The organism is Enterobacter sp. 01-M-03-SI-ECC (assembly GCF_047530215.1).
GTDB lineage: Bacteria > Pseudomonadota > Gammaproteobacteria > Enterobacterales > Enterobacteriaceae > Enterobacter > Enterobacter chengduensis.
This window is the reverse complement of sequence record NZ_JBLKDA010000033.1, coordinates 17,073-40,040: the sequence shown is the minus strand read 5'-3', so window position 1 is coordinate 40,040 and position 22,968 is coordinate 17,073. Positions and strand designations below refer to the sequence as shown.

Annotated in this window: 24 protein-coding genes; 11 read left to right on the top strand and 13 right to left on the bottom strand. The window is 45.6% G+C overall.

Annotation, left to right across the window (positions count from 1 at the left end; all coding sequences use genetic code 11):
• Positions 1-235: 235 nt before the first annotated feature.
• The 4 genes from ACMWKK_RS22080 to ACMWKK_RS22065 all read left to right on the top strand — a co-directional run bounded on the left by ACMWKK_RS22080 (position 236) and on the right by ACMWKK_RS22065 (position 2,462).
• Positions 236-553: a hypothetical protein gene (locus tag ACMWKK_RS22080; RefSeq protein WP_000785965.1), complete on the top strand. Its 318-nt coding sequence runs from the start codon at positions 236-238 to the stop codon at positions 551-553.
• A gap of 22 nt (positions 554-575) precedes the next feature.
• On the top strand, positions 576-881 hold the full coding sequence (locus ACMWKK_RS22075) for a hypothetical protein (protein ID WP_001100610.1): 306 nt from the start codon (positions 576-578) through the stop codon (positions 879-881).
• Between the two features lie 44 nt (positions 882-925).
• Positions 926-1,597: a S1 family peptidase gene (locus ACMWKK_RS22070; protein WP_000285959.1), complete on the top strand. Its 672-nt coding sequence runs from the start codon at positions 926-928 to the stop codon at positions 1,595-1,597.
• A 457-nt stretch (positions 1,598-2,054) separates the two neighbouring features.
• Positions 2,055-2,462 carry a hypothetical protein gene (locus ACMWKK_RS22065; protein ID WP_001371904.1) on the top strand — a complete coding sequence of 136 codons (408 nt, stop codon included), beginning with the start codon at positions 2,055-2,057 and terminating at the stop codon, positions 2,460-2,462.
• 50 nt (positions 2,463-2,512) lie between these two features.
• Here ACMWKK_RS22065 and ACMWKK_RS22060 read toward each other — a convergent pair whose 3' ends face one another.
• The 8 genes from ACMWKK_RS22060 to ACMWKK_RS22025 form a co-directional block, all read right to left on the bottom strand.
• Entirely contained in the window at positions 2,513-2,896 is a 384-nt protein-coding gene (locus ACMWKK_RS22060) for a hypothetical protein (RefSeq protein WP_233144839.1), read from the bottom strand.
• Positions 2,799-3,014, bottom strand: a complete 216-nt coding sequence (locus tag ACMWKK_RS22055) for a hypothetical protein (protein ID WP_122966916.1) — start codon at positions 3,012-3,014, stop codon at positions 2,799-2,801. Before ACMWKK_RS22055 ends, ACMWKK_RS22060 begins: the two co-directional genes overlap by 98 nt.
• Positions 2,996-3,910: an IS5 family transposase gene (locus tag ACMWKK_RS22050; RefSeq protein WP_100185530.1), complete on the bottom strand. Its 915-nt coding sequence runs from the start codon at positions 3,908-3,910 to the stop codon at positions 2,996-2,998. The genes ACMWKK_RS22055 and ACMWKK_RS22050 overlap by 19 nt, the downstream gene beginning before the upstream one ends.
• A 496-nt stretch (positions 3,911-4,406) precedes the next feature.
• Complete coding sequence (locus ACMWKK_RS22045) at positions 4,407-4,898, bottom strand: hypothetical protein (protein WP_000636790.1); 492 nt, start codon at positions 4,896-4,898, stop codon at positions 4,407-4,409.
• A gap of 84 nt (positions 4,899-4,982) precedes the next feature.
• Entirely contained in the window at positions 4,983-5,498 is a 516-nt protein-coding gene (locus tag ACMWKK_RS22040) for a hypothetical protein (RefSeq protein ID WP_000228894.1), read from the bottom strand.
• Between the two features lie 564 nt (positions 5,499-6,062).
• Positions 6,063-9,398, bottom strand: a complete 3,336-nt coding sequence (locus tag ACMWKK_RS22035) for a hypothetical protein (RefSeq protein ID WP_000502666.1) — start codon at positions 9,396-9,398, stop codon at positions 6,063-6,065.
• 222 nt (positions 9,399-9,620) lie between these two features.
• A complete protein-coding gene (locus ACMWKK_RS22030; protein ID WP_000769182.1) occupies positions 9,621-9,974 on the bottom strand; it encodes a hypothetical protein in 354 nt (117 codons plus the stop codon).
• Between the two features lie 153 nt (positions 9,975-10,127).
• Complete coding sequence (locus ACMWKK_RS22025) at positions 10,128-10,736, bottom strand: hypothetical protein (RefSeq protein ID WP_000926374.1); 609 nt, start codon at positions 10,734-10,736, stop codon at positions 10,128-10,130.
• A 193-nt stretch (positions 10,737-10,929) separates the two neighbouring features.
• On the opposite strand from ACMWKK_RS22025, the gene umuD reads away from it, so the two are divergent.
• A complete protein-coding gene (gene umuD, locus ACMWKK_RS22020; protein WP_000111290.1) occupies positions 10,930-11,364 on the top strand; it encodes a translesion error-prone DNA polymerase V autoproteolytic subunit in 435 nt (144 codons plus the stop codon).
• Entirely contained in the window at positions 11,354-12,607 is a 1,254-nt protein-coding gene (umuC, locus tag ACMWKK_RS22015; RefSeq protein WP_001371894.1) for a translesion error-prone DNA polymerase V subunit UmuC, read from the top strand. The genes umuD and umuC overlap by 11 nt, the downstream gene beginning before the upstream one ends.
• A 45-nt stretch (positions 12,608-12,652) precedes the next feature.
• On the opposite strand, the gene ACMWKK_RS22010 is transcribed toward umuC, so the two are convergent.
• Entirely contained in the window at positions 12,653-13,462 is an 810-nt protein-coding gene (locus ACMWKK_RS22010; RefSeq protein ID WP_000031378.1) for a DsbA family protein, read from the bottom strand.
• A 262-nt stretch (positions 13,463-13,724) separates the two neighbouring features.
• Here ACMWKK_RS22010 and ACMWKK_RS22005 point away from each other — a divergent pair, with 262 nt between their 5' ends.
• On the top strand, positions 13,725-14,180 hold the full coding sequence (locus tag ACMWKK_RS22005) for a hypothetical protein (RefSeq protein WP_223230168.1): 456 nt from the start codon (positions 13,725-13,727) through the stop codon (positions 14,178-14,180).
• 59 nt (positions 14,181-14,239) lie between these two features.
• Here ACMWKK_RS22005 and ACMWKK_RS22000 read toward each other — a convergent pair whose 3' ends face one another.
• The 3 genes from ACMWKK_RS22000 to ACMWKK_RS21990 form a co-directional block, all read right to left on the bottom strand.
• A complete protein-coding gene (locus ACMWKK_RS22000; RefSeq protein ID WP_001439466.1) occupies positions 14,240-14,500 on the bottom strand; it encodes a hypothetical protein in 261 nt (86 codons plus the stop codon).
• Positions 14,501-14,695: 195 nt separating this feature from the next.
• Positions 14,696-15,088: a hypothetical protein gene (locus ACMWKK_RS21995; RefSeq protein ID WP_000843243.1), complete on the bottom strand. Its 393-nt coding sequence runs from the start codon at positions 15,086-15,088 to the stop codon at positions 14,696-14,698.
• Between the two features lie 24 nt (positions 15,089-15,112).
• The gene (locus tag ACMWKK_RS21990) at positions 15,113-15,862 is read right to left on the bottom strand and encodes a thioredoxin fold domain-containing protein (RefSeq protein WP_000720274.1); all 750 of its coding nucleotides are present in this window, start codon (positions 15,860-15,862) and stop codon (positions 15,113-15,115) included.
• Positions 15,863-16,009: 147 nt separating this feature from the next.
• Here ACMWKK_RS21990 and ACMWKK_RS21985 point away from each other — a divergent pair, with 147 nt between their 5' ends.
• The 4 genes from ACMWKK_RS21985 (at position 16,010) to ACMWKK_RS21970 (ending at position 18,890) form a co-directional block, all read left to right on the top strand.
• Positions 16,010-16,549, top strand: coding sequence for a lytic transglycosylase domain-containing protein (locus ACMWKK_RS21985; protein ID WP_000494968.1), 540 nt, complete (start codon positions 16,010-16,012; stop codon positions 16,547-16,549).
• Between the two features lie 82 nt (positions 16,550-16,631).
• Positions 16,632-17,189, top strand: a complete 558-nt coding sequence (locus ACMWKK_RS21980) for an HAD domain-containing protein (protein WP_001371950.1) — start codon at positions 16,632-16,634, stop codon at positions 17,187-17,189.
• 123 nt (positions 17,190-17,312) lie between these two features.
• Positions 17,313-18,374 (top strand): HNH endonuclease signature motif containing protein, encoded by a 1,062-nt coding sequence (locus tag ACMWKK_RS21975; RefSeq protein ID WP_000902297.1) that lies wholly within the window; start codon positions 17,313-17,315, stop codon positions 18,372-18,374.
• Between the two features lie 9 nt (positions 18,375-18,383).
• Complete coding sequence (locus tag ACMWKK_RS21970) at positions 18,384-18,890, top strand: YrhA family protein (protein WP_000654195.1); 507 nt, start codon at positions 18,384-18,386, stop codon at positions 18,888-18,890.
• A 122-nt stretch (positions 18,891-19,012) separates the two neighbouring features.
• Here the strand turns inward: ACMWKK_RS21970 and ACMWKK_RS21965 are convergent, their stop codons facing one another.
• Positions 19,013-22,963: a conjugal transfer protein TraG N-terminal domain-containing protein gene (locus tag ACMWKK_RS21965; protein ID WP_094166804.1), complete on the bottom strand. Its 3,951-nt coding sequence runs from the start codon at positions 22,961-22,963 to the stop codon at positions 19,013-19,015.
• Between the last annotated feature and the right edge of the window lie 5 nt (positions 22,964-22,968).

Here is a 22,968-nt window from a genome sequence, read left to right as displayed (position 1 = left end):
TCTTTATCTGACATGGTCACCAACATGCGTTGAGCCCCTTAGAATTGCATTCAGTTTAGCTTACTCTAAGGTGACGTTTCTATCTGGATAAAAAGTGACATTACTAAATGGTTCTAACAACTTAAGTGCGCATAATCAGGATTATGTAAGATCAGCGTTAAGTAGTCGATTTATTTGAAAGTGACGTCGTCTTTAAGTTAAAATCACCTATAATCAATACCTACTGGAGCAGCTCATGGCTGACACCTACCTCCCCCCGGGCTTTAAAAAATGCAAATCATGTCAGCAAGTTAAACCCTTTGAACAGTTTGGAAAAGAGCTCAAGGGCAAGTTTGGCCTCAAGAGTAAATGCCGAGCGTGTATTAGCGAGAAAAACAAAACGTACGCAGCAGGCCCAGGGGCCGAAGTAAAGACGCAAAATAATAGGACCTACCAGGCAGAAAACAAGACTGAGCTCGCGGAGAAAATGCGCGTTAAGCGTGCGAAAGAAAAATTTGGTGATCGCTATAATTCCTACCTCGCTTCTTTAGAGTCCATGAAAAAACTCAAATAATGTAATCGCCAACGGAGGAATAATGAATGTACATCTGAAATATGATACGATAAAGCACTATCACTTTGATTGGCTAACGCCTGCTGGCGACTATCCTAATTCAGCGGTTATGCTCGTAGGTTTCCGTGATGGGCGCTGGATTATTGTTCAAGAGTTCGGAAATGATTATAGCTGCTTCGAGGGCGTTCTGAAGAATGGTGATGATCTTAATACGGAGCCTAAATTCTATTCCGACTTAGAAAGCGTAGCGGTTGCTGCTTTTGGCATGATGAAGCAGATATATCCCCAGTACCAAGATAGCACGTTAGAAGAATTCCTCGCTGGATAAAATATTCTAGAAACCAAACTCGCCTTATTCGAAGGAAACTGACTATGTATAGAAAGGTTTTAGCTCTTTCAGCCTTACTGATTTCTGCTTGTTCCACCGATAATCCTCATAAACAAAGTATGCACCACAATGATTTTGAGCTTTCGGACTCAGCTGTAAAAATTCAAATCAAGTCTGGAAATAAGACAATCTCCGGCTCAGGTACTTGGATCGATGAACAACATATTCTTACAGCTTCACATTTATGGCTTGATGCAAGCAAGGATTATAGTCTAAGTATAATAACAAGGAATGGGAGCCAACCAGCAACAGTTATCAATATTGATGATCCTAAGAACCGGGACCTCGCTCTTTTAAAAGTAGAAAAAAATACTATTGTCAAAGCCCCACCTAATTGGAAGCTTCCAGTATGTGATAATGTTCTAGCTCCAGGTGAGTCTGTTTGGGTTCTATCGGGAATGTATAATACGCTTTCAAATACGTATGCTTCCCCCGACTCAACCTACTATTATAAAGGAATAGTTGGTTCTGATGGTTTGACTGCTTTTTATCAAAATGGAGTTAGTGGAAGCGCTGTGTTAAACCAATCTAAGAGTTGCTTATATGGTGTTGTGAGTCAACAAGACATTAAAAAGATCAATGTCTATCAGATATATATTACGAAGATTACTACAAATGAAATTATACGCGGATTCATAGGTTATAAAAATAATTAAATGAGCGTAATCTTACAACAGGCAATTCCGACGTTATCTGCGTTGGTCTACCTATCTGAACCTTTAAAAGGAACGTCTATCATGTATAAACTTTTACCCGCAATACTAGTCTTTCTTTCGGTGTTCCTTGGACTAATCGCTCTACTCAGTGCTATCAAAAATGGTTCTGATGAATTGGCGGTATTCCTCATTACACTTTCGGCGTGGTTCGCTGCTTTAAGTAAGTTTTATTCACTTAAACTGTATAAAAATAGTTAGCCTGTGAATCCAAATACAGTTGACAAGTATCCAGCACTGCCCCCGTGATTTATTCAGGTTAGAAGCATTCCCGGAGTGCAGGCTGGGATTAGAAAAGTTACTTTTCTTACGATGTACCAACCAATAGGGCACGACTTATCGTAATGCCTAATTACATATTACCTGTTTAAGTCGATCTAATAATTTCATTGGAGCAGACATGTCCCCGGAATTGGTATCAGGCATTGCACGAGTGGCGCATGAAAAGCTACTTTCAGTTTTGACGGAGTGCGGCACAAAGAAGACGAAAGGCACATGCCTTTTTGCAAGCTATCTTGTATGTTATTTAGCAAAAACTAAAGGTCTAGATGCTGTTGTTCGTGGGGGTAACGGTGCAGATGATGGCGGTATATTTACAGAGAGTGGTGGCTTTGGCCATTATTGGTGTGAATTGAACTTCGAAGAAGTGCAATATTATATTGACATCACTTCCGAGCAGTTTGGGTTTCATCCATACATAGTGAAACGCGTCAACGATATAACAGGATGGCCACGATATATTCCTGGTGATCAGGAAACGGTCGATAGTCATTTAGAACAATTATTACGCGACGGCTATACAGAATAGGCTGCGTATACACTATCGCAGCCTTTCAGGCTCTTAACCCTTGTGACCAGTTAACGGAACCACTCAGGATGACGCTGCCGATCAACGTTGATAACCTGCGAATTAAATTCAACGACATCCGCTGGAGTAAGCATTAATTCATCAGGATTTACAATAAATGGTCTTAAAACCACTTCGCCACCGTCTTCTTTTGCACCGTAGATATTAATAAGAAAGTGCAGTCGTTGATTTCCGTCAGCATTGCGTTGCCATTCTCTAAAAGTCAAAGTCTGTTTAATATAGTTTGTTAAAAGAAATGCGAATTCAGATTCTTCCGTTTGTGAGATACCGTTTTTGTTAGACATTTTTTTTAGTATCTTTCCGAGCATGGATACACAGGCATCTAGGGAAGGTGCGAATAAGCAGGTCATTTCTTCCCAAGCTGACTCGCTGATTAAAATTTCGCGGATCTGGGCCGATTTTTTTCCCGCAAACACATCGAATCAGCCTATTTAGGCTATTTTTTCCACCATTTCTGGCGTTATTTCCGGTTTTTACTGAGATCTCTCCCACTGACGTATCATTTGGTCCACCCGAAACAGGTTGGCCAGGGTGAATAACATCGCCAGTTGGTTATCGTTTTTCAGCAGCCCCTTGTATCTGGCTTTCACGAAGCCGAACTGCCGCTTGATGATGCGAAACGGGTGCTCCACCTTGGCACGGATGCTGGCTTTCATGTATTCGATGTTGATGGCCGTTTTGTTCTTGCGCGGATGCTGCTTCAAGGTTTTTACCTTGCCGGGACGCTCGGCGATCAGCCAGTCCACATCCACCTCGGCCAGCTCCTCGCGCTGTGGCGCTCCTTGGTAGCCGGCATCGGCTGAGACAAATTGCTCCTCTCCATGAAGCAGATTACCCAGCTGATTGAGGTCATGCTCGTTGGCCGCGGTGGTGACTAGGCTGTGGGTCAGGCCACTCTTGGCATCGACACCAATGTGGGCCTTCATGCCAAAGTGCCACTGATTGCCTTTCTTGGTCTGATGCATCTCCGGATCGCGTTGCTGCTCTTTGTTCTTGCTAGAGCTGGGTGCCTCAATGATGGTGGCATCCACCAAAGTGCCTTGGGTCATCATGACGCCTGCTTCGGCCAGCCAGCGATTGATGGTCTTGAACAATTGACGGGCCAGTTGATGCTGCTCGAGCAGGTGGCGGAAATTCATGATGGTGGTGCGATCCGGCAGGGCGCTATCCAGGGATAATCGGGCAAACAGGCGCATGGAGGCGATTTCGTACAGGGCATCTTCCATGGCACCGTCGCTCAGGTTGTACCAATGCTGCATGCAGTGAATACGCAGCATGGTCTCCAGCGGATAGGGCCGTCGGCCATTGCCCGCCTTGGGATAAAACGGCTCGATGACAGCGGTCATATTCTGCCATGGCAGAATCTGCTCCATGCGGGAGAGGAAAATCTCTTTTCGGGTCTGACGGCGCTTAGTGCTGAATTCACTATCGGCGAAGGTGAGTTAATGGCTCATGATGTCCCTCTGGGATGCGCTCCGGATGAATATGATGATCTCATATCAGGAACTTGTTCGCACCTTCCCTAGACTTAACGATGTTAAAATTTTGGTTGTATTAAAATCCTCCTGCGAAAGTGAAATCATCCATGTATTATCTTTATGATAGTCGGTGATATAAATAAAATGAGATGTAAAAGGCGTTGAGTGATTGAACTCTCCTAAGTTCCATCCATACTGTCTCACTGTATTTGAGCTAAGTTCTTTGTCGGTAATGTTCATAATTCATACCTTTCGATAAAGTCTGTAATGATAATTAGCTATCTCAAAGGCCCAGAACAACTCTTGAAATAACCTCACTCGAAGAATTTATCATATTGAACACCCCTACCTAATAACCTTGCCGACTTAATAAATCACAATAGCCCTCCCCTGTCATTTTAAAACGCTACTTGAATTTTTGATAGCTTATAGTTGTTTTACGTTCTTTGTGATACTCATATGTCATCTTCTCTTTCCAGTACCAATCTTGTAAATCCTGCAAGTCTAGCCCATTTTTCTCACGTATGCTTTCGTGTAATTCGCTAAGCGCGAGTTTATCATTAGGTTTATAAATGGCTAATTTTTCTTCAAATAAATCCAGCCAACGTTTCCCCATCTTTCGACGCAAAACAAACACCATCGTGATAATTGTACTGAAATGCACAGCAATTAGTTCCAACTTATGCGATTGCTGACCAGATAAAATTACTATTGTAACAACAGGGATGGCCGTATATAAAGCAATCAAAGCGACCATAAGTTGATATGGTTTTTCCCGTATTACCATGTCCATGGGTAAACCAGAGGACGCTACTGCTTGCCAAAATCTTAAATACCTTCCGATGGACTTAAACCTTTTCCCGTTTTTATGCATAAACCTGTTTTTATTTACTATCATGTTAGACCTCTATTTTTCTGTAATTCTAGAAGAATGTTACCTTAACCCTTAACAGGGATAACACCGCATGTATTATCTCCATAATCAAAGCGCAGGGCCGGTAATAAAAAGTACCATACCATCGATGTGTAGTTCGTTCAGTGCATCCCTGTCCGTGGATAGCTTTCTAATGTTGTCAGGAGTTGCATCAATCGGGTATAAATCTTGCGTCAGTTTGACGAGATTCTTCTCAGTGCAGGTAAGACCGCCTTCAGCGAGAGTGCGCAGGTAATCACTAAACACGACTTCTTTTTCATCAGAGGTAAGTCGCTCGAAGTACCCCATATGTTCGGACGTGAAATTCTCATCTGCAATACTTCTCACTACTGAGATGATATCCGACCTTATGACCAACTCCCGCACCGCAGCATAAAAAATCCTGCCGTAATGTCCTGACACGTTTTCCTTTGCGAGCCACCAGCGCTCATCCGTGGTAACGGGTACTGTGGTCGGGGATGCCAGTAGCAGAACGGGGCTTAAACCGGATCGCGATAACCCTTCAGCAAAAGCTTCTTCAGGAAGACTGCTAACAGGCTTGCCTTGATAACGTGCTTCTACCATCTATGCTTCTCCTTTCTGATGTAGGCATGACTGCCTTCTATTTAAGCAATCAGTAAACCGGATTGAGCTGAGCAACGTTATCCTTCTCCCATCATTGCTTGCCACTTTTACCATAAGCGCCAAACAATTAGCCCCATTATTCCGGTTGTAAACTGAACCTTAACACTAACCAGTATGAATCGGTCATCTGGGGCAAAGTGTCCACCGGGTTGAAGTAGCCAGGTTGTTAGCGGCGGATGGAAAGCCAGTACGAATCCGTAAACTATAAAAGCCAAGCTCAGTAAAAGAAGGAGCATGCGCCCAATACGTTTGAGTTGATAAGATAAACTCGCGCTAGTTTTTCGTGGGGGTACGATATGGTCTTTCAACACTGTCTCCTTGCCAGCAAATGCCGAAGCGCTGGCATAAAGATTAAACAATTTTTATGCCAGTTACTCCGGCGAGATGGGTGATAATCCTCGTTGCCATCATAAAGCCTTATCTCTTTCAAATTTGAGCGATAAGGGGTCTTTGAGCCTGTAATGGCTTTTTGTTTGATGTTTTGATGGCACCTGCCCCCGCGTTTTACCATGACCGAAGTACATAGCGGCTCACACCTTCTGCTGGCTGTTGCCACTCGCTATTCTCCGTTGACGGTCTGAGGCGCGTCGAGCCCCGGGAGATGTTTTTCATCGCCTGCTCAAGAGTGTCCATCCTGTAGGTTTTGATGTTCACCCCTTCTTCAGAAATAGGCCCCAGCAGTTCCGTAACCTCACGCTCACCCTGATAAATATCGACCCACTGTGTAATATTCACCTTATCACCATTCGCATCAATGCCACGTCGGTTAAAGTGGTCAATTTCAAACTCACACACGGTTACCGGTACCAGCCCCTCCGGGCGCGGATACCCGAGTATTTCATCAAAACCAGGTTCCCCTTCATCAGTGACCAGATCAGGCGTCAAATAGAGTTTTCCGTTACGGGAAAAATGCGCAACATGGCAGGACCACTGGTCATTTAACATCGTTGGCATGCTTGTGAACATTCCTGAATACCACCGTCTGGCATTATCAACTGATTTGGTGACGAGGATTTCATCTGGTACTTCCCCGTTGTCCATGGTGTAAAAACTGAGAGACAGAGCGGTATTTCTGCGTGAAAGTAGCTTTTCTTTATTGACCTCTTTATTTTCAAATTTGGACAGGTATTCCTCAAGGAACAGCGCCTGCAACTCGGGTGTCGGCGCTTTCTGATAAAACCAGTCGGCCAGGTCTTTAGTGCCAATATAGATGAGGCTGGCTTTACCTTTTTCGCTCTTGACCGCAACAGGAGCCATTAGGCTTACTTGCTGTACGTACTCACTGGTTTCATTGATACTTTCATAGGCCTCAATCCACTGGCCAAGCAGATTGGTGTAAATCACCGGATCGTTCAGCTTTAAAAACTGCTTAAGAGCCTGAGCGCCACGGGAGCATGTATCAAAATAACGCTGCTTCTCTTCGAAGCTTTTGAAAGCAGTCTTTTTGCCCGACCATGTGGCCACCAGCTGTTCATCTTCGAACAGGGTGTTTTCAGCTGGTAAGAAGTGTTTCATTTTCGCAAAACGTTGATGAGTGACGTTTAAGACATTTCGGGATGTAGCAAGTACCATTCGATGAACCCAGGCATGCCCTTCCATCCGGTTGTCGCATTCAAAATTTGCTGGTGCGGCATATGCAACAAGTTTCCCTGAAGCATTTACCGATAACCTGACCAGCTCATAGCCTTTGCTGCTAATAAAATTACGAACCCCGGGAAGATGTTTGAGCCCCACATCAGCGAGCATATAGAGCTGGTTCAGGAGCTCTTTGGAGCCCTTCTCTGTACTCATGGCAGCTTCCAGCGTCGCCCCCCTGTTATCAGCTCGCCAGGCTACAATGCATCGATCTATCAACTCTGATCTCAGATTAGGCTGGCCAATATTTCCATCGGCCAGAGCCTGGCTCAGCATCTGCCGGTAAGGTTCTTCTGCCTCACGCTCGGCACGAATATAATTTAAAGCCATCTTGAAGAAGCGAATGTAAAACAGGTGATTAGACCTGAATTTACGTCTGTGAATGTACCATTCGAGCTCCTCCGCTTTAATGGTATCCATGCACAGGAAACCCAGTTCAGCATCATTCCTGCTGGACTCCTTAAATAAAGACAAATTCACCTTACAATTGAAATCTCGATCCGTTGAGTATCTGTTTACTGTTGCGTTGACACAGATATCGTCTCCCTGACGGAATGCAATAACCGGCTCATAGTTTTTATGGGTTCTCCCAAGCCATTTATAGCCAGAGTAGCTGTTGTCTTCCTGAACTGCTCCTGGTGCTGTCACTGGGTTCATCAACGAATCCCAGTTGCACATTACCCGGGATCCGGACTGAAGGCATGAGTTTGCCTGTTCAAGATAACTTTGCAGAGACGGCCGTGTCTCAGCCATACCCAAAAGGCCAGAACCGTCTTTGTCGTGCAGAAATTGGAAGTACCGTTCCTGGAACTCAAGGCTCAGAAAACTGTAAGGGGTATTGGTATCATAGAAATCACCAAATAGTTTGAGCCGGTGATCGAGGCCGCAGATAAGGATCAGGAAACGACGGTAGTGAAGTGCCATAAGATCATGCTGCTTCAGTCGGTCGGTATAACTGACGTCCTCAAACTTTATGGTGCTGCCATCAATCCCCTGGAAATGTGCTTCCTGTTCGCTGGCGGAAGGGAATAGCTGCGAAGCCCCAAGATGGCTTTCTACCGAAGAGTAAACCTGATGAATATTTTGACCGTCCCGGACCAGAAGGAATACAACCCGGTTCCTGTCATTGCGGACATGATTTTCCCAGGGATCGCGGTAATCGATATAACGTCGTGTTGTGGCCATACATACGATGGAACGTTCGGACGGAAAAATCTGCTCCACCAGCCCGGGGCTGGTTCGTAAAGTTTCATGAAATTTTTCCATATCAGAGAAGTCGAACCAGCTATCGAGATCGCACCATACGGCCAGCTCTTCATCCACCATCAGCTTTGCCTGAACGACCTGGAGCGGGAGGTGTGATGGAGCGGATTCACCCTTCACGATATTCACTACCTCAACGTCTTTGCCGGTATACAGTTCCAGACTGCCAACGCCATCGTGGATTTTCTTCACATATTCCATGGCTTCTTCTGTAGTGGCCAGACTTGCCGCTGCAACTTCCTCGAAATAGGGCAGCATTCTTTTGCTGGCATTAGCGATTGCCTGCGTTCGTTGTGTGATGATTTTGCTGATGGCTGTGCTGATCTGCCCTTCTTTTAAGGCCGCTTCTCTGATTTGTTCAATGCGGGTATCTGAAATACCAGAGGACAGAGCATTTTGAACTGATCCAATCGCCAGTGAGGTTACCGCCTGCTGCTCTTGTGGGGGCACTAACGCAACGCTAAGGCCCGTCACAGGGTTTTCACGGTCATCTGTACCTAATTGCTCAATCGCAAGGTCACGGAGCCCCTGAGCATCGCTCACGAGGGCTGTAAGCGATGCCTGTAGGCTATTCACTTCTTCCTGAGCTTGTCTGAGTTCAGCATCCCGGATTACCTTATGGTCGGGTTCAAATACAAAACTGGACAGAAAATCCTTAACCAGGAAGCGATGCTCTCGCATTTCTTTGCCACGTTCCCTACGGTTGCCGCTGCTGTCTTCAGTGACAATAGCTACAGTCTGACCGTAAACGCGGGGATGGGCGCGTAGAATCACTGTGTGCAGCTTATCTTCAACGTAACGCAAAGACGTAATGAGCAGCGTATCCCCTGCCACAATACCCTCTTCAGGGATGCTGTCAGTGGACGTCCAGTACTGACCCGCCAGCAAAGAATGAAATCGCTCTAAACGGTCAATGTTATTTTTGCTGACCAGGTCACCCATATACCTTTCCTTCCAGATTCGTATGTTAGGTGAATCATACCAGATTGCACTTACCGTCTAATAACTCAAAAAACACCAACTTCGGCATTCACTAGAAATGAATCCGTCCACTATTATTCATTAATTAAATAGATTCTTAGATATGAATAGCGCATTGCTTTTAAAGCAGGTTTCGCAAAGGGTTAAAAAAGGCTTCTTAAGTGAAGCCTTTAATAATAAATGCTACTTATCTTCAGAGGGATACATTTCCCAGTATTTATTACGTACATTAACAAGGCAATGGTCTGCTGTTTCTGAAGCGCCTTTGTCGCGGTTTACAAAGGCTTCTGCAACTTCATCCAACTTATCCGGTACCGTATTTAATGGTAATGCCTGCTTCAGGTTGGTGGTTACCAGTTCCTTTGCTTTATCATGATTAAGTTCAGTTCGGATGCTTGCATCTTTACAAATATCATCAACCTTACCATCAAGAATAATGTTTGGGATAGGTTCGTTTTCAACTTTATGTGTAGTATTAGCAGAGGAGCCAAAAGCGACTGACATCATCGCACACAGCAGAATATTTTTTAATTTCATAGTTCACTCCATTATGACTATTGATATCTACTTATGAAGTATTAGTTATATCATGTTTGCCGTCAAAACATAGAACCCACTGTTTTGACTTTAAACATATCATGCTACAACGTTTTTTTGCACGTGACTTTAGTAGGCATGATTTATGAGGTTTCAGCAGGACGTCAGATTGTTGTCGATCCAGTATTGATGCAAGCCTACCGTCCATTTCTTCGATAAGGCCGAAAGTAAAAGCGCTAAACCACAGCAGTTACCAGGAGTAAAAATTCGTATGGGATCTGGAGAACCGACTTTAACACTCATAATGAACTCCAGAATGTTGCCATGGCATAGACTATTTCTAAGCCTGACGATATCTGCTTCAGGTTTTTTACCAGCGTCTATCTTTGCCAACATATTCTTCTCGGCTGGAAATGACAGTAATTCTATCGGCATCCCTTCCTGCTTAGCCTTTCGCATTAAAGCGTTACTCATTACTGACGTACCATCTAAGTCCACCAGTACAGGAACTGACTGCTGAACGTTAACAGTTGATTTCAACTTCAGCGTAACCCTGAGTGATGTTTCGATCCCATTCAGAAAGCTCGTACAGGCCGGTAACCATAGACCATGATGCAGCGCCTCGGTTGCTTGTTTAAAAAACCAGTCAATCACGGGGACAGTGCAATGCTCATAATAGTGATTTACCTCGCTGAACCTTGCCATATAAGCATCGTACTCAGCCTGGTCTTCAGGAGATAAAAAATTTGGTGGGAGGAGCATCAGAATCCTTTCATCCTAGCTTGTATACCTTCTTCGTAGGCCAGCTCGCCATTATCGGTAAAAGATGGTTTTTGATGTTTATGATAAAGCTTAATTTTTCGTCAGGCTTGATAGCGTTACCGGAGAGATTTGATCTTTTCTCTTCAACTCGCAATACTGTTTATACATACAGTACAAGAATTCGAGTGTAGCTATGTCTGTTATCCTTGAGCACATTAGCAACAAGCCTTACGAAATGGCACCTTTTTTCAGTGATTTACTAAGCTGTGGAGTGATGAGTCCGTGCGCCGGGCATGAAGATAATGAATTAAATTTGCATGAATATGTAGTCCGCAACCGCCCCTCAACCTTCTTTGTCAGGGCGGCGGGCCTCAGTATGATCAATGCCGGTATCAATGATGGAGCAATACTGGTTGTGGATCGGTCTTTAACAGCACGACACGGCTCTATCGTCGTTGCGCTGGTGGATGGAGAGTTTACGGTAAAGATCTTACACACGTATCCTGAGCTGCTTTTGATGCCTTCTAATCCAGCCTATAAGCCGATACGTGTAAATCCTGAATCCCTTGAGATATGGGGCGTCGTCACCTTTGCACTGAATCAGTTCAGCCATGTACATGCACGTTGATATTAACGGAGCCTATGCGGCATTTGAGTGTGCGATGGATCCCAAGCTGTCAAAAAAGCCGCTCATCATAGCCAGCAATAACGATTCGTCCGTCATTGCAATGAATAAACTGGCTAAAAGCGTTGGTATTAAGCGTGGGACCCCAATTTTTAAGTGCAGGGATTTGATTCAGCAACACCGGATCGAAGTCAGGAGCTCTAACTTTACTTTGTATGAAGACTACTCAAATCGCTTCCATGAAACGCTGGAAAGCTTCGCGCCTCAATCGAGTCGATATAGCATAGATGAAAATTTCATGTTATTGAAAAACATGAACAAGATAATAGATTATGAAGATTACGGCCGGTTGATCAGAAGTACACTTCTTCATAATCTGTCCCTTACCTGTGGTGTGGGTTGTTCAAGCACCAAAACCCTCGCTAAATTATGCACCTATGCGAGCAAACGATGGGCAGCTACAGGCGGGGTTGTAGTTTTGACTGATCAGGCCAGGATCAGGAAGCTCCTGAGCCTGATCAGTACCAGAGAAATATGGGGTATTGGTCGAAAGATTAGTGAACGCCTGTCGGCTTTCGGGATCATCACTGCCGGTGATTTTTATAATAGCGACGTTCGCTTTTTACGTAAAAGCTTTGGCGTTGAAATCGAGCGTACCTGGCGGGAACTGCATGGCGAACCATGTTTCCGGCTGCACGAGTCTCCTCCTGTCAGGCAACAGATTATCGTTTCCAGAAGTTTTGGTCAGCGCCTTAATGAGATAGGCAAGCTACATGAGGCAGTTTCATTTTTTACCGCCCGGGCGGCAGAGCAGCTGCGCAAGGATGGCTCGTGGACCCGTCAAATCACAGTCTTCATTCAGAGTAGCAATTATGCGCAAGGTGAAAACCGCTACAGCAATTGTGGTATCGAGCCGCTTACCGCTACACAGGACACCCGCGATCTGGTTGATGCAGCCATGACCATCCTGAACCGCATTTACAGACCCGGGATAGCGTATGCGAAAGCAGGGGTAATGCTCTCCGCTATGACTGACGGCACAGAGCAACTCAGCCTGTTTGATACTCGCCCGGCCAGGCCTGGCAGTCAGGCACTGATGAAAGTTATGGACCGGTTCAATAAAGAAAAGCGCGGAGCTCTGTTTTTACTGGGGGAAGGCATTCAACAGGATTTTCGTATGAAGCAGGCCATGCTATCACCGAGATATACGACCCGCTGGGATGAATTACTCGTTGTAAAAGCGTAGCGGCCATGACCGGCATGGCCGTACTCATCAAATGTGAAAGTAACTTTAGGCCCCGCGAGCTTTTTCGATTGCGCCCTGCAAAGTTGCTGCGTCCATAGCCCCGGGGATAAATGTGGTAGTCGCCGCATTCGGCTTTTTCATATTCATAATGATGAAACCGGGTGTGCCGGTGATCCCGAGCGCTTCGCCCAGCTGCATATTGCCGGAGATCACGTTTTCATACCGGTTTTTTTCCCTGTCAGAAAACGTGCTGTTAAACCCTGACTTTTCCACCACAGTATTAAAGTCAGTGAGTTCGAATTTGCGTTGAGAGGTCATGAAGGTATGAGCCACAGCCATCAGGTTGTTGTGGTACTTACGATAGGCTTCAGCACCGAAATTCTGATAGACGTGCAGACCCGTAGCGGCCCCCATGGCAGATACAGGTTTTGAACCGGCAAAAATCGGGAATTCTTTAAAGAAGAATTTTACATCTTTGCTCTGATTCATTACCGATTCAACAACAGGTGTAACCCGCATGCAGTAAATACACTGATAGTCGAAGAACTCGATTACCGCGACGTCGGCGTCATCAGGGCCGATGTTTGGCGTCTCCTTGGTATCCAGCAGAGCTGGCGCATATGGAATTATTCGTTCCACTGAGGCACTCACGTTCTGATTTTCCAGCGCCTTACCTGCTTCCACTAAATAATGGGGATTTTTTACCAGGTAAGTAGCGGCAATTTTGCCAATTTCTTCCTCACTGAGCACCTTCGGTTTAAAATAAGTTGCCGTGATTAACGCCGAGGCAGCGGTAGCAATAACCGCAGAAATTAAAATCGTGGCCATCGGTTTTAAATAAAATTCTTTAGACATAGCTACCTTTATGCTTTTCAGCCTGTTAGTTATTAACCTGCGATGGATTATACTGGCCCGGTAAATCGGAATTATTCGTGAAACAATGCTTTTTGGAGATTAAAGGATGATTAGGCAGGGCTTTATACTCACAACCGCAATGCTTTTGAGTGGATGCGGATATCATTTCGCAAACCAGGTAGATGCGTACGATCTAATGCCTCGTCCTGTTACAAATAAAAGGTTTCAGATAGTCCCTCCGGACGAAAGTATTCAGTCCAGAATGTTTTCAGGCCGTTTTGCTGATGGATTAGCAAAAAAAGGAGTCATTATTTCCACTCACCAGCCAGATTATGTGCTCAGGTTCCGAATCAGCAGCTCACAGGAGAACATGCAGTATAGCGAGCAGCTTCTTACTGGGGTGACAGGCTACGTTGTAGATAAAAAGACAACGAGAACTGACAAGCATGGCGAATTGCATACTGACTATGACTACAAGCCAGTCGATGGGGTAATAGGCACTGAGACGATGTCGCAGATGCACTATATGCGACAGCTGGATGTCGAGGTATACCCGTCAGCGAAAGGAGCAAAGCAGGTTCTGAAAGTGAGTATGCAAAGCAATGCACCTGTGCCGTCAGACAGCATTGCTTATTCAGCAATGATCGACGCCTTTACTGATAAATTTGATGCGCCGCTGCGTTCCGGAAATTATGTTGCAGTGATCCCCTGGAACTGAAAGCAGACGGCGGGAAGAGAATGTTCAAAAGTGACTTTTGGACACGCACATTAACGTGGCTATCGCCCTCCCCCATTAAAATCATAAAGTCGGTAAAGATCGCCCATCGTGATGGAATTGGGCTTATTAATGAACAGATACTGTAACTGTTCTTTATGTTGAGTACTGGCAGCTGCATTCATAAGCACTTCCAGGTAGAACTTGTAGCCTATGCTTCGCTCTGAATACATATACTGGAACTGCATCAGTAAAATGCCTGACATAACATACAACAGCAGCAGACTGAGTAATACAGTGCTATCAGGCTGTTCCAGTGCCATACTGACATACCCTGAACCCAGAATGCACAGAAGCCACCCCGTCATTAGAGCAGGCACCCTACGACTCAGACGTTTATAACAACGTTTTATTACGGGATCCCGGAGATACTTTTTGTCAGGTATCCCCGTTGCTCTGATGACGAAGCTACTGAGTATCGACATCTTTTTTCCTTCTGGACGCTCTCAGTCAATAAATCAGGCCAGGCGCTCATTGAAAGCTACCACGAGCTGCGAATCGGGATTTTTTACCAGTTCGGGCCGGATAACTTTTAGTTGCCTCGTTGGGGCGAGCTCATCTGTAGGCCTGATGGTGGTATTACCCGGCCCCTTGCGGGTACTGTCGGTGTTTACCTTGAGCTTTTTATTTCCCAGGTAGCTTTCCATCTTTTTAGAGATGGTGTCACCTGTGGTCGCAACACCAGAGAGTTCCTTTAGATGTTCACCTTTATCCATTTGTACCGATGACATCAGAAATCCGATTCCGGGATCGTTTTCCGTTCCACAGGCTCCGTACTGACATTGTGCAGCGAAAACGGGCTGTACACCTACAGCAACCAGCATTAACGTACTCAGTAAAGTAGATTTCATACACACCTCTTACAGTCGGAAAAGTTACTTTTGCGCAGCGCCCATTTGGGTCACCAGGTTTTCCGGGCTCAGCCACCCCGTAAATAACTGCGGTTTGCCGCTTAGTGTCACCATGGTAGGAGTACCTTGCAGCGGGATTGTTGAGGCCACCTGGAAATGCGATTTGATAATGTTTAAGCAAGCCTCATCAGGACGTCCTTCCGGGATAGTTGAAACCGGATTCATCGCTGCATCCAGAGCTTCGTTTGGCTTTGCTGAACACCAGATTTTGGCCATGTTCCCGGCTACTACCGAGTTCAGTCCTGCACGTGGGAATGCAAGAAACTTAATCGAAATACCGGCATCAAGATAAGACTTCAGATCATGATGCAGTTTTTGGCAGTATCCACAGGTTATATCGGTAAAGATAGCAAGCCGGTATTTTTCGTTTGGTGATTTGTAGTCGATGGATTTTGTTTTGGATGCGAATTCCCGGACGCCCATTAAAATGGCCTGCTCAGTGGTGTTTACCACATCTTTACCTTTCACGTGGAATAAGCTTCCGGTAAAAATGTAATCTCCGTCTTTGCTCACGTAACTTACCCCCTCCCTGGAAATCACCGTAAAAATATCTTTTACTGGCGAGGGTTCGACGTGCTCGATTGAAAGCCCAATGGCTTTGAGCTTATCCCGGGCTGCATCTGGCAGTACCATTGTATTAACCGGCTCGGCATTCATCGTGAAGGCGGTACTTAATGAAAGAAGTAATACCGATGCCTTAATAATTTTTTTCATTTCCGCTCCTTAAATCGAGCACTAATATTATCACGCCCCAAAATTCCAGAATTTTGCTTAAACGCTTAAATCAACGGGTAAAGCCGAAAGAAAGTCGATAGATATATGGGAGAATAGATAAAACGTAGATTCAGTGGAGAAATCGTTGTGTTTACACCACCAGCAGATGATGTGAAACCTATTCCCGTTCCTGATGAGATTTACACTCAGTGCATTACGGATGCCGCCCGCTACTTCGGAATTGATGCTGAACTGGTTTTTACGTTGTTTGACAATGAAGGCGGTAAGGTTGGTACTTTCAGCAGGAATACTAACGGCACTTATGATATTGGCCCAATGCAGATCAACTCATCCAATCTACCTGAAATAAAAAAGCATTTCCCGACGGTAACGTGGCGGGTTCTGGCTTACGATGCTTGCGCAAGTTTCTGGGTTGGAACATGGTGGCTCTATAGAAAAATTGTTGATCGCAAGGGCAATGTGTTTGAAGGGATTGCAGATTACAACAGCAAAACCCCAAAGGTACGTGCAAAGTACATATTTAACTTCATGGTAAAGTACAATCGCCGGATCCAGCAGCGTAACGGGATGGGTGAGCTTTATCAATGGACCCAGCAACCTCCTCGATACAATGGCCATATAGCTAAAAATGTCCCGGAGCAAAACCCGACTCCTGTTGTTAAATAAATACAACCCGATATTACAGAAGATCATCGAGTGGCTTGGGTAAACCACCACAAATATTTCACACTGACTCAGGAGTAATATATTGTCTTCTTCTGCAAGAAATTTATTTAAGATTCTCTCTTCTTTCTTGATCCAGAAAAACCCTCATCATGAAGAAGTATGTGTTCATGAAGAAACAACAGCTGGTTTATGGGCCCCTCTCCCTGATTCGCATGTCGTGCTTTTCTTAGATTTCGATGGGGTTTGCCACAGGTGTAAAAATGAAACCTTTGAGCGAATGCCACTGTTAGAGAAATTGCTGGATAACTGCCCTGCCATGGTGATTGTTATCTCCAGCTCATGGCGTGAGTGCGCTAATACAAGTTATCTGAAATCTCTGTTCCGGGTGCCTTATAGAGACAAAATCATAGGTGCAACCGGTTCGGTATATTTAAAACACGGACAGACTGGTGTGCGGGCTGCCGAGTGTGAGGACTTTGTCTTTTCACATCGAGTTAAAGCATTTATCTGCCTTGATGACGACGAATCATTATTTCCGGCCGGTTATCCGCATTTGCACAAAACCGATTATTACACGGGCCTCACCGAATCTGACCTTGCAGCTCTTAACGCAAGGTACCATCAGCTCATGGGACGCTGATGAACAAAGTAACTTTCCTTTTACCCTGTCACTGCTGATCTCGTACGCCCATCCACTTTAGGATTGATTGTTTTATACCATACGCAATAATGTCTCATATGAATTCGACAAGAAAGGGACATTATGCTGCATCACTGTCAGGCTAAGTCACTGGATGACATATACCTTGAGGATATTCCCCACATCATACATCCGGCCACGGCGGTACATGACCTCGAAGATACCGCCCTGCCAAACCGGATTATTCAGGAATGGAATTTACCGCAGGGATATACACAGTTTGTCAGCCGGTATCACCAGTTCCACCATCAACGCCCCTGGCTCGCTTACCGCGATACGCTTGACGACATCAGATACGGTAAGATCGTTCTGCTTAGAAAAGACATAACCGGCAATGCCGGGCCGGGGGTTATATCAAATGGCAACCTACGCAATGACCTGCCCCTGTCCCTCTTTACCCGTCTGCGCGATATCATCTCTCGTCAGTTGAAACGCCCGGGGTATTACGTTCGATCAACGACACCAGCACAGCACGCCCAATCAACAAAAACCATTAATTCCAAAGCGGCTGGTCGTCTTCTCGCAGCTGGCGGGCTTTATAATGGAAATGTGGAGGGATTTCGACATACGGCTGAACAACTTGGCGGCGAAGCTGTTGAAGGCTATGACCAGGTATTGAACGAAACAACTTCAGGTATGCTGGTTGCAGCGGCTTCACTTCTGGTTATCCGAAATCCAAGGTCTGCGGATGAATTGACAAGTTATCTCGGCAAGTACAAAAAAGCACACGTTTTGCTCGATGATATGAATGTTAGCGAATTGAACTACATGCGCCGAGACAGAGCTGAATATTTAGCTCTCCGTGGACAATTCAACAATACTGTACGCCCTAACTTCCTTAAATCACTTTCAGACCACCCAGATGCCCTGGCTACGTTTGAACCTAACGATTTGATGAAACTTGCAACAGGCAAGGTCCCCTCTGGGTGGCAGGTTCACCACAAGATCCCTCTTGATGATGGTGGCACAAACGCTATAGACAACCTGGTACTTATTCAGAATTCACCATACCATTCAGCACTGTCGAAAGCACAATCCATCATTACGAAGGATCTACCGTATAATTCAAGCACCAAAGTTCTATGGCCATCGCCGAACGGTGTTATCTACCCGGTAGGAAAGTAAGAGGCGCTCATGAAAGATTTAACTCAACTACTCAGCAGCTTAAAGAGGTTGATGGTTGCAGATCACTACCCTTTAGCCAGCCCGGTAGCCCCGGAAGTCTTGAAAGACTTAATCTGCAATCCGCCTCCAGTGGAGTGGGCAGATCACAAAAAGAGCGCCTATATAGATATACAGAAACTCATTAAAACCAGGCTTGATTATGCCCAAGTGTTTAATGCTATGGATGGTTTTGAGTACAACGGACTTACGTTTTATAACCTTGTTCAGGCAGAGAACGAAAATCTATTGTGGTCAAATATTTACATACGCAACTTTGAAGCACGAGACAATGAAATCTACGTTGACCCAAATCTCACTGATAAGGTGTTAATCGGAGAAGATGGCATGTCACTTTTCGCTTATAGTTTTGCAGACGACTGCTTTCAGATAAGAGACAAAGCATCTACTGATTATGTTATTGAATCTCATACAGAGTTTGATAGATTTTTGTCTTCACTGATTCAAACCGTCAGTTGAATGTTCCGCAAGAGCGGTACTTCTGAAAAAAAGGCCGCAAACACATACTTTGCGGCCTTAATTGTTTAGCAGTAATTTACAATCTATTGATAGTCATTTCAGGAGGTTATATTCAACCTCCCTTATTTTTTATTTTCATTAAGCCACTGATCCGCTTTATCGACACGTGACTGGTAAGGCTCATTTGTGTTGCTCAGCTCTGACTTCATGTACTGAATGAATTCATCTGCTTTCTGAGGCCCAAAGCGTGGGTCATCCGTCAATTGCTGCCGGATAGCCCTTTCAGAGTTCTGCGCTGCATTCGCATAAGTCGAAACGCCGTCGCTGCTAATACTCTGATACCGGTCACTTACAGCTGCGACGCCATCAGACATCTGCATGTGATTAAGGACTTTACCCTGGAGAGAATCAGGCATATTTGCAGGGTTAGAGGCATCATTTGCTATCGATGTCTGGGTTTGAAGGATGCCCGCTCCCGTAAGCATCTCATTTACCGGTTTCGCCCCAACGCTGGTTAGCGTATCCGAAACAAATTGCTGGCCCCCGAGTAGCGCACCAGAAATCGCGCCCCGCTCAGTGTTGGCCTCTATCTTTTCCCCAACCAAGCGATCTGTGACGGTCTGAGTGCGGTTACCAACGAGACCACCGCCCGACCCACCTTCTCCCAGGTTTGCCCGTACGACTGACTCAAGTGAACCATCAGCTCTGTTATGAGTGTTGAAACTGCTATGGATGCTCTTAACGTCATTCATACTCCAGTTAACGTTATAGTTACCCAGTTCATTAAGGATCTTCTGGGTATCCGCTTTGAGCTGCTCTCTTTCGGCACCGGTAGCCATGGTGCTGGCACCATAGGTAAAGACAGCTTGCTGTGCCAATTCAGCTCGCTTATCGTCCCGGCTTAAGTTCGGGTTGTTGGCAACACGACTAAAGTAGTTATCAGTGTTATTAGATAAGCCACGAACTTGCCCGCTCTGATACATACTGTTCAAAGCAGTGGCTCGTTGATCCATTCCATCACCAACCACCCGACCTCCAACCTTTTCCAGATCGTTAAATGTGCCTTCTGCATTTCTGACATCCTGACCCGAATTGACGACTTTCTCTACACCCTGATTATTCAGTACAGGTCCATTCTTTTCGAGAGAATTAAGCACATTCCTTTCTTCATCAGAATAAGTGCGGCCCACGTTGTTGTTATGTATTCCCTGAATATCGCCTTTGCCCGCGTTATCAAGGTTATACGGAGTAAAGCCAGCTTCACTTTTTCCAGGGACATGCTGTGTCGCGTCCTGAGCGTTGGAGGAAAGACCGAGTTTAGCCTGCGAATCTACACTTCCACCCAGTTCCCCTACGCGTGACGCACTCATCACGCCAGACGTATTTACGCTGTCAGGAGTTCTATCCTGTGCCTGAGTGATAGTATTAATTCCTGACCCGTCACCTGAAATTCTGTCGAGCTGATTGGTGATAGGTAGCAGCTGCTGTGCATTACCACCGAAGTCGGAAACCAGACTTTTAAGCAGGCTGGAGGTTTCACGGAGATCCTGTTTATTACTTTCGGCCGTCTCTCCCCGGGCGGTATCAATCGCAATTTTTTGCTCACTGAAATCTCGGGTTGCAGCCACAAGCGCGTCAGTACGTTGAAGCTGCGATCCAAGCTGATTACTGGCCTTGAAGGTATCGTTATAGGAGTTGAATTTCTCCATAAACGCATTCTCATCCAGCCCATTCTTACGAGCAAAATTCCTTACATCATCATCACTGAAGTTTTTGTTGCGAATAGAATCGGAGAACCTGTCCAGGTTAATGCTTTGTTTAGAATCAAGGCTCATTCCACTATTGGAGCTTGCGTTAGTCGAAACCGATGTAGAAATATTTTGCGCCATCGTCTGTGTCGCCTGGTTCATTTTCGACGATGCTTCTTTAAACGCATTAGTATTGGATATCTGATCGCTGCTTACCTGAGACGCCGCTTTACTGAACTGGTCAGTTAACGCAGAATCCTGGCTAAGCTGATTCGTGATTGCTTTTGAAAGGTCATTTGAAAGCGAGTCACTGCCTGTATTGGTCTTAGATGCACCGCTACTCAATTGCCCTGCTACAGCCGCTTTCAGCCCGGCTCCATTGCCAGTTCCAACACCTCCATTAAGCCCAGCGTTGAGAATAACATTTGAAGCAATGCTGGCCATCTGAGACGCACTCACCCCATGTTTCGTTGCAATACCTTCTGCTACAGAGGCACCAATCTTATCCGAGATCTGCTTCATTGTTTGCAGGTTGGTTGAGAACTGCTGGCTCGACTGTCCTGACCTTCCAATTTCGCTCATCTGACTGTAACCAGCCTGGAATGAATTACTTGCCGCACTCATAACTGATGAGGTTACAGCTGATCCTTGTCCCTGGCTGTTAGCGATACTTGAACCAGCATTCCACATTCCAAGACGGAAATTACTTGAATCAACTGCGCCGCCATCGCTGTATCCCTGACCGGTACTGGTTAAGGCGGTTCGTGTCACGTCACCAAATGAAGATTTACCGCTGTTAGGGCCATCCCATACTTTGGGCGTTACATGACCAGTATCCACCGGCGCATCGGGGGTCACTCCCTTAACCGCATTCATCATCGGGTGAATCGACTGTGTCATCAGGAATAATGTGAGTACCGGAATCAGAGCATAGAGGGCGGAAGCAACAGACAGGTATGAACTGTATGTTTCCGCAAGCCCTGGGAGTCCCATCCACGTGACGGCATTATTCTGGCTGTTGAGGGTGCTCCAGGTATCCAAGTCGGCCGTCGCGACTTTCTTCACATACGCGTTGACCATTACTGCCGTAAGCGGCCACATATTCACGAAGAGGATAAGTTGCAAATATTTCGCCGCAGCGGCAACACCATTACCACCTAACGCCAGCAGCATAAGCAAAGCAAATGGAGCAACCATATAAGCAAACATTTCAAGGAATGCGATTGCTGCTCCCGACAGTTGTAACCACAACTGGCCCTGTGAAGCCATTGTGTTGGTTCGCTTCAGAGAAGCCTCAAACAACTGCATATCGGAAGCCAGACCGAGTGGGGTCTTATATTTGCTTGCGCCATTTCTGAGCTCATTCATAATGAACAGGTTCAGGGTGGCGTCATACGAACCAATAGCCTTACCGTACATACCATTTGCTGACGCCATAACATCAGTAAAGCTTGCGCCGGTAGGTGCACCATTTGCTTCGTCTGGAGTAAGGATGCCGTTTGTCTGTCCTATAAGGGAAATAGTCTGGCGAGCTTCAGCTGTACTGGTAACCTGTTTCACAGTTGACCAGACCTCATCACACGTACCAGATTTTGAACCGTTAGCGCCAACAATACTGGCAGAGGCATTCTTCAGTGCGCCTTTCATCGCCTGATTAATCCGGTCCATGCTATCTGCCAGATTAGCTGAGAAAATATCGTTAAAAATAGTTTCTTTACCGGCAATATTTGCGCTTGAGTTTTGGGTAGCCTTCAGGCAGTTGTATGCAAGAGACTGAACGGTAGCACATACGTTCATTGGCCCTAGCCCGCTGGCCGGTTCAGGAAATGCGGAACAGTAGCCCAGGCTATCGCCGCCCCATTGCAAAAACTTCACGAATCGGATCATCGGACCGAGGGTGATGTCATCGTCCAGAGTTGTTGCAGACAGGTCCACCGGAGAAAGCGGATCAAACGCTGTTTTATAATCCTTCAGCAAACCCTGGCTTAAGTTAGTGGTGACGGTTGCCATCGCAGCAATAAAAATTGGAATTCCGTCGACGTTTCTGACCTCTCCCGACTTTACAGATTCAATAGTTACATCCACTCGAACCATTGCCATCATGAAAAGGATCAACCCCAAAAACCAGGAGAAAAACGGTAATTCATTTTTGGTCGGAGCCTGAAGCCATAGCCACGTTTTATAGAATAGGCTCACACCTGCTACAACGGCGGCCGTGGTCAGGAACTCTTTTACACCAGTATATTGAGAAAAGATCAGGGCAATACCGGTAAAAGCCGACCAGACAAAATCAATATCACCCAGGGTATATATGTTGTAATCCATGTCAG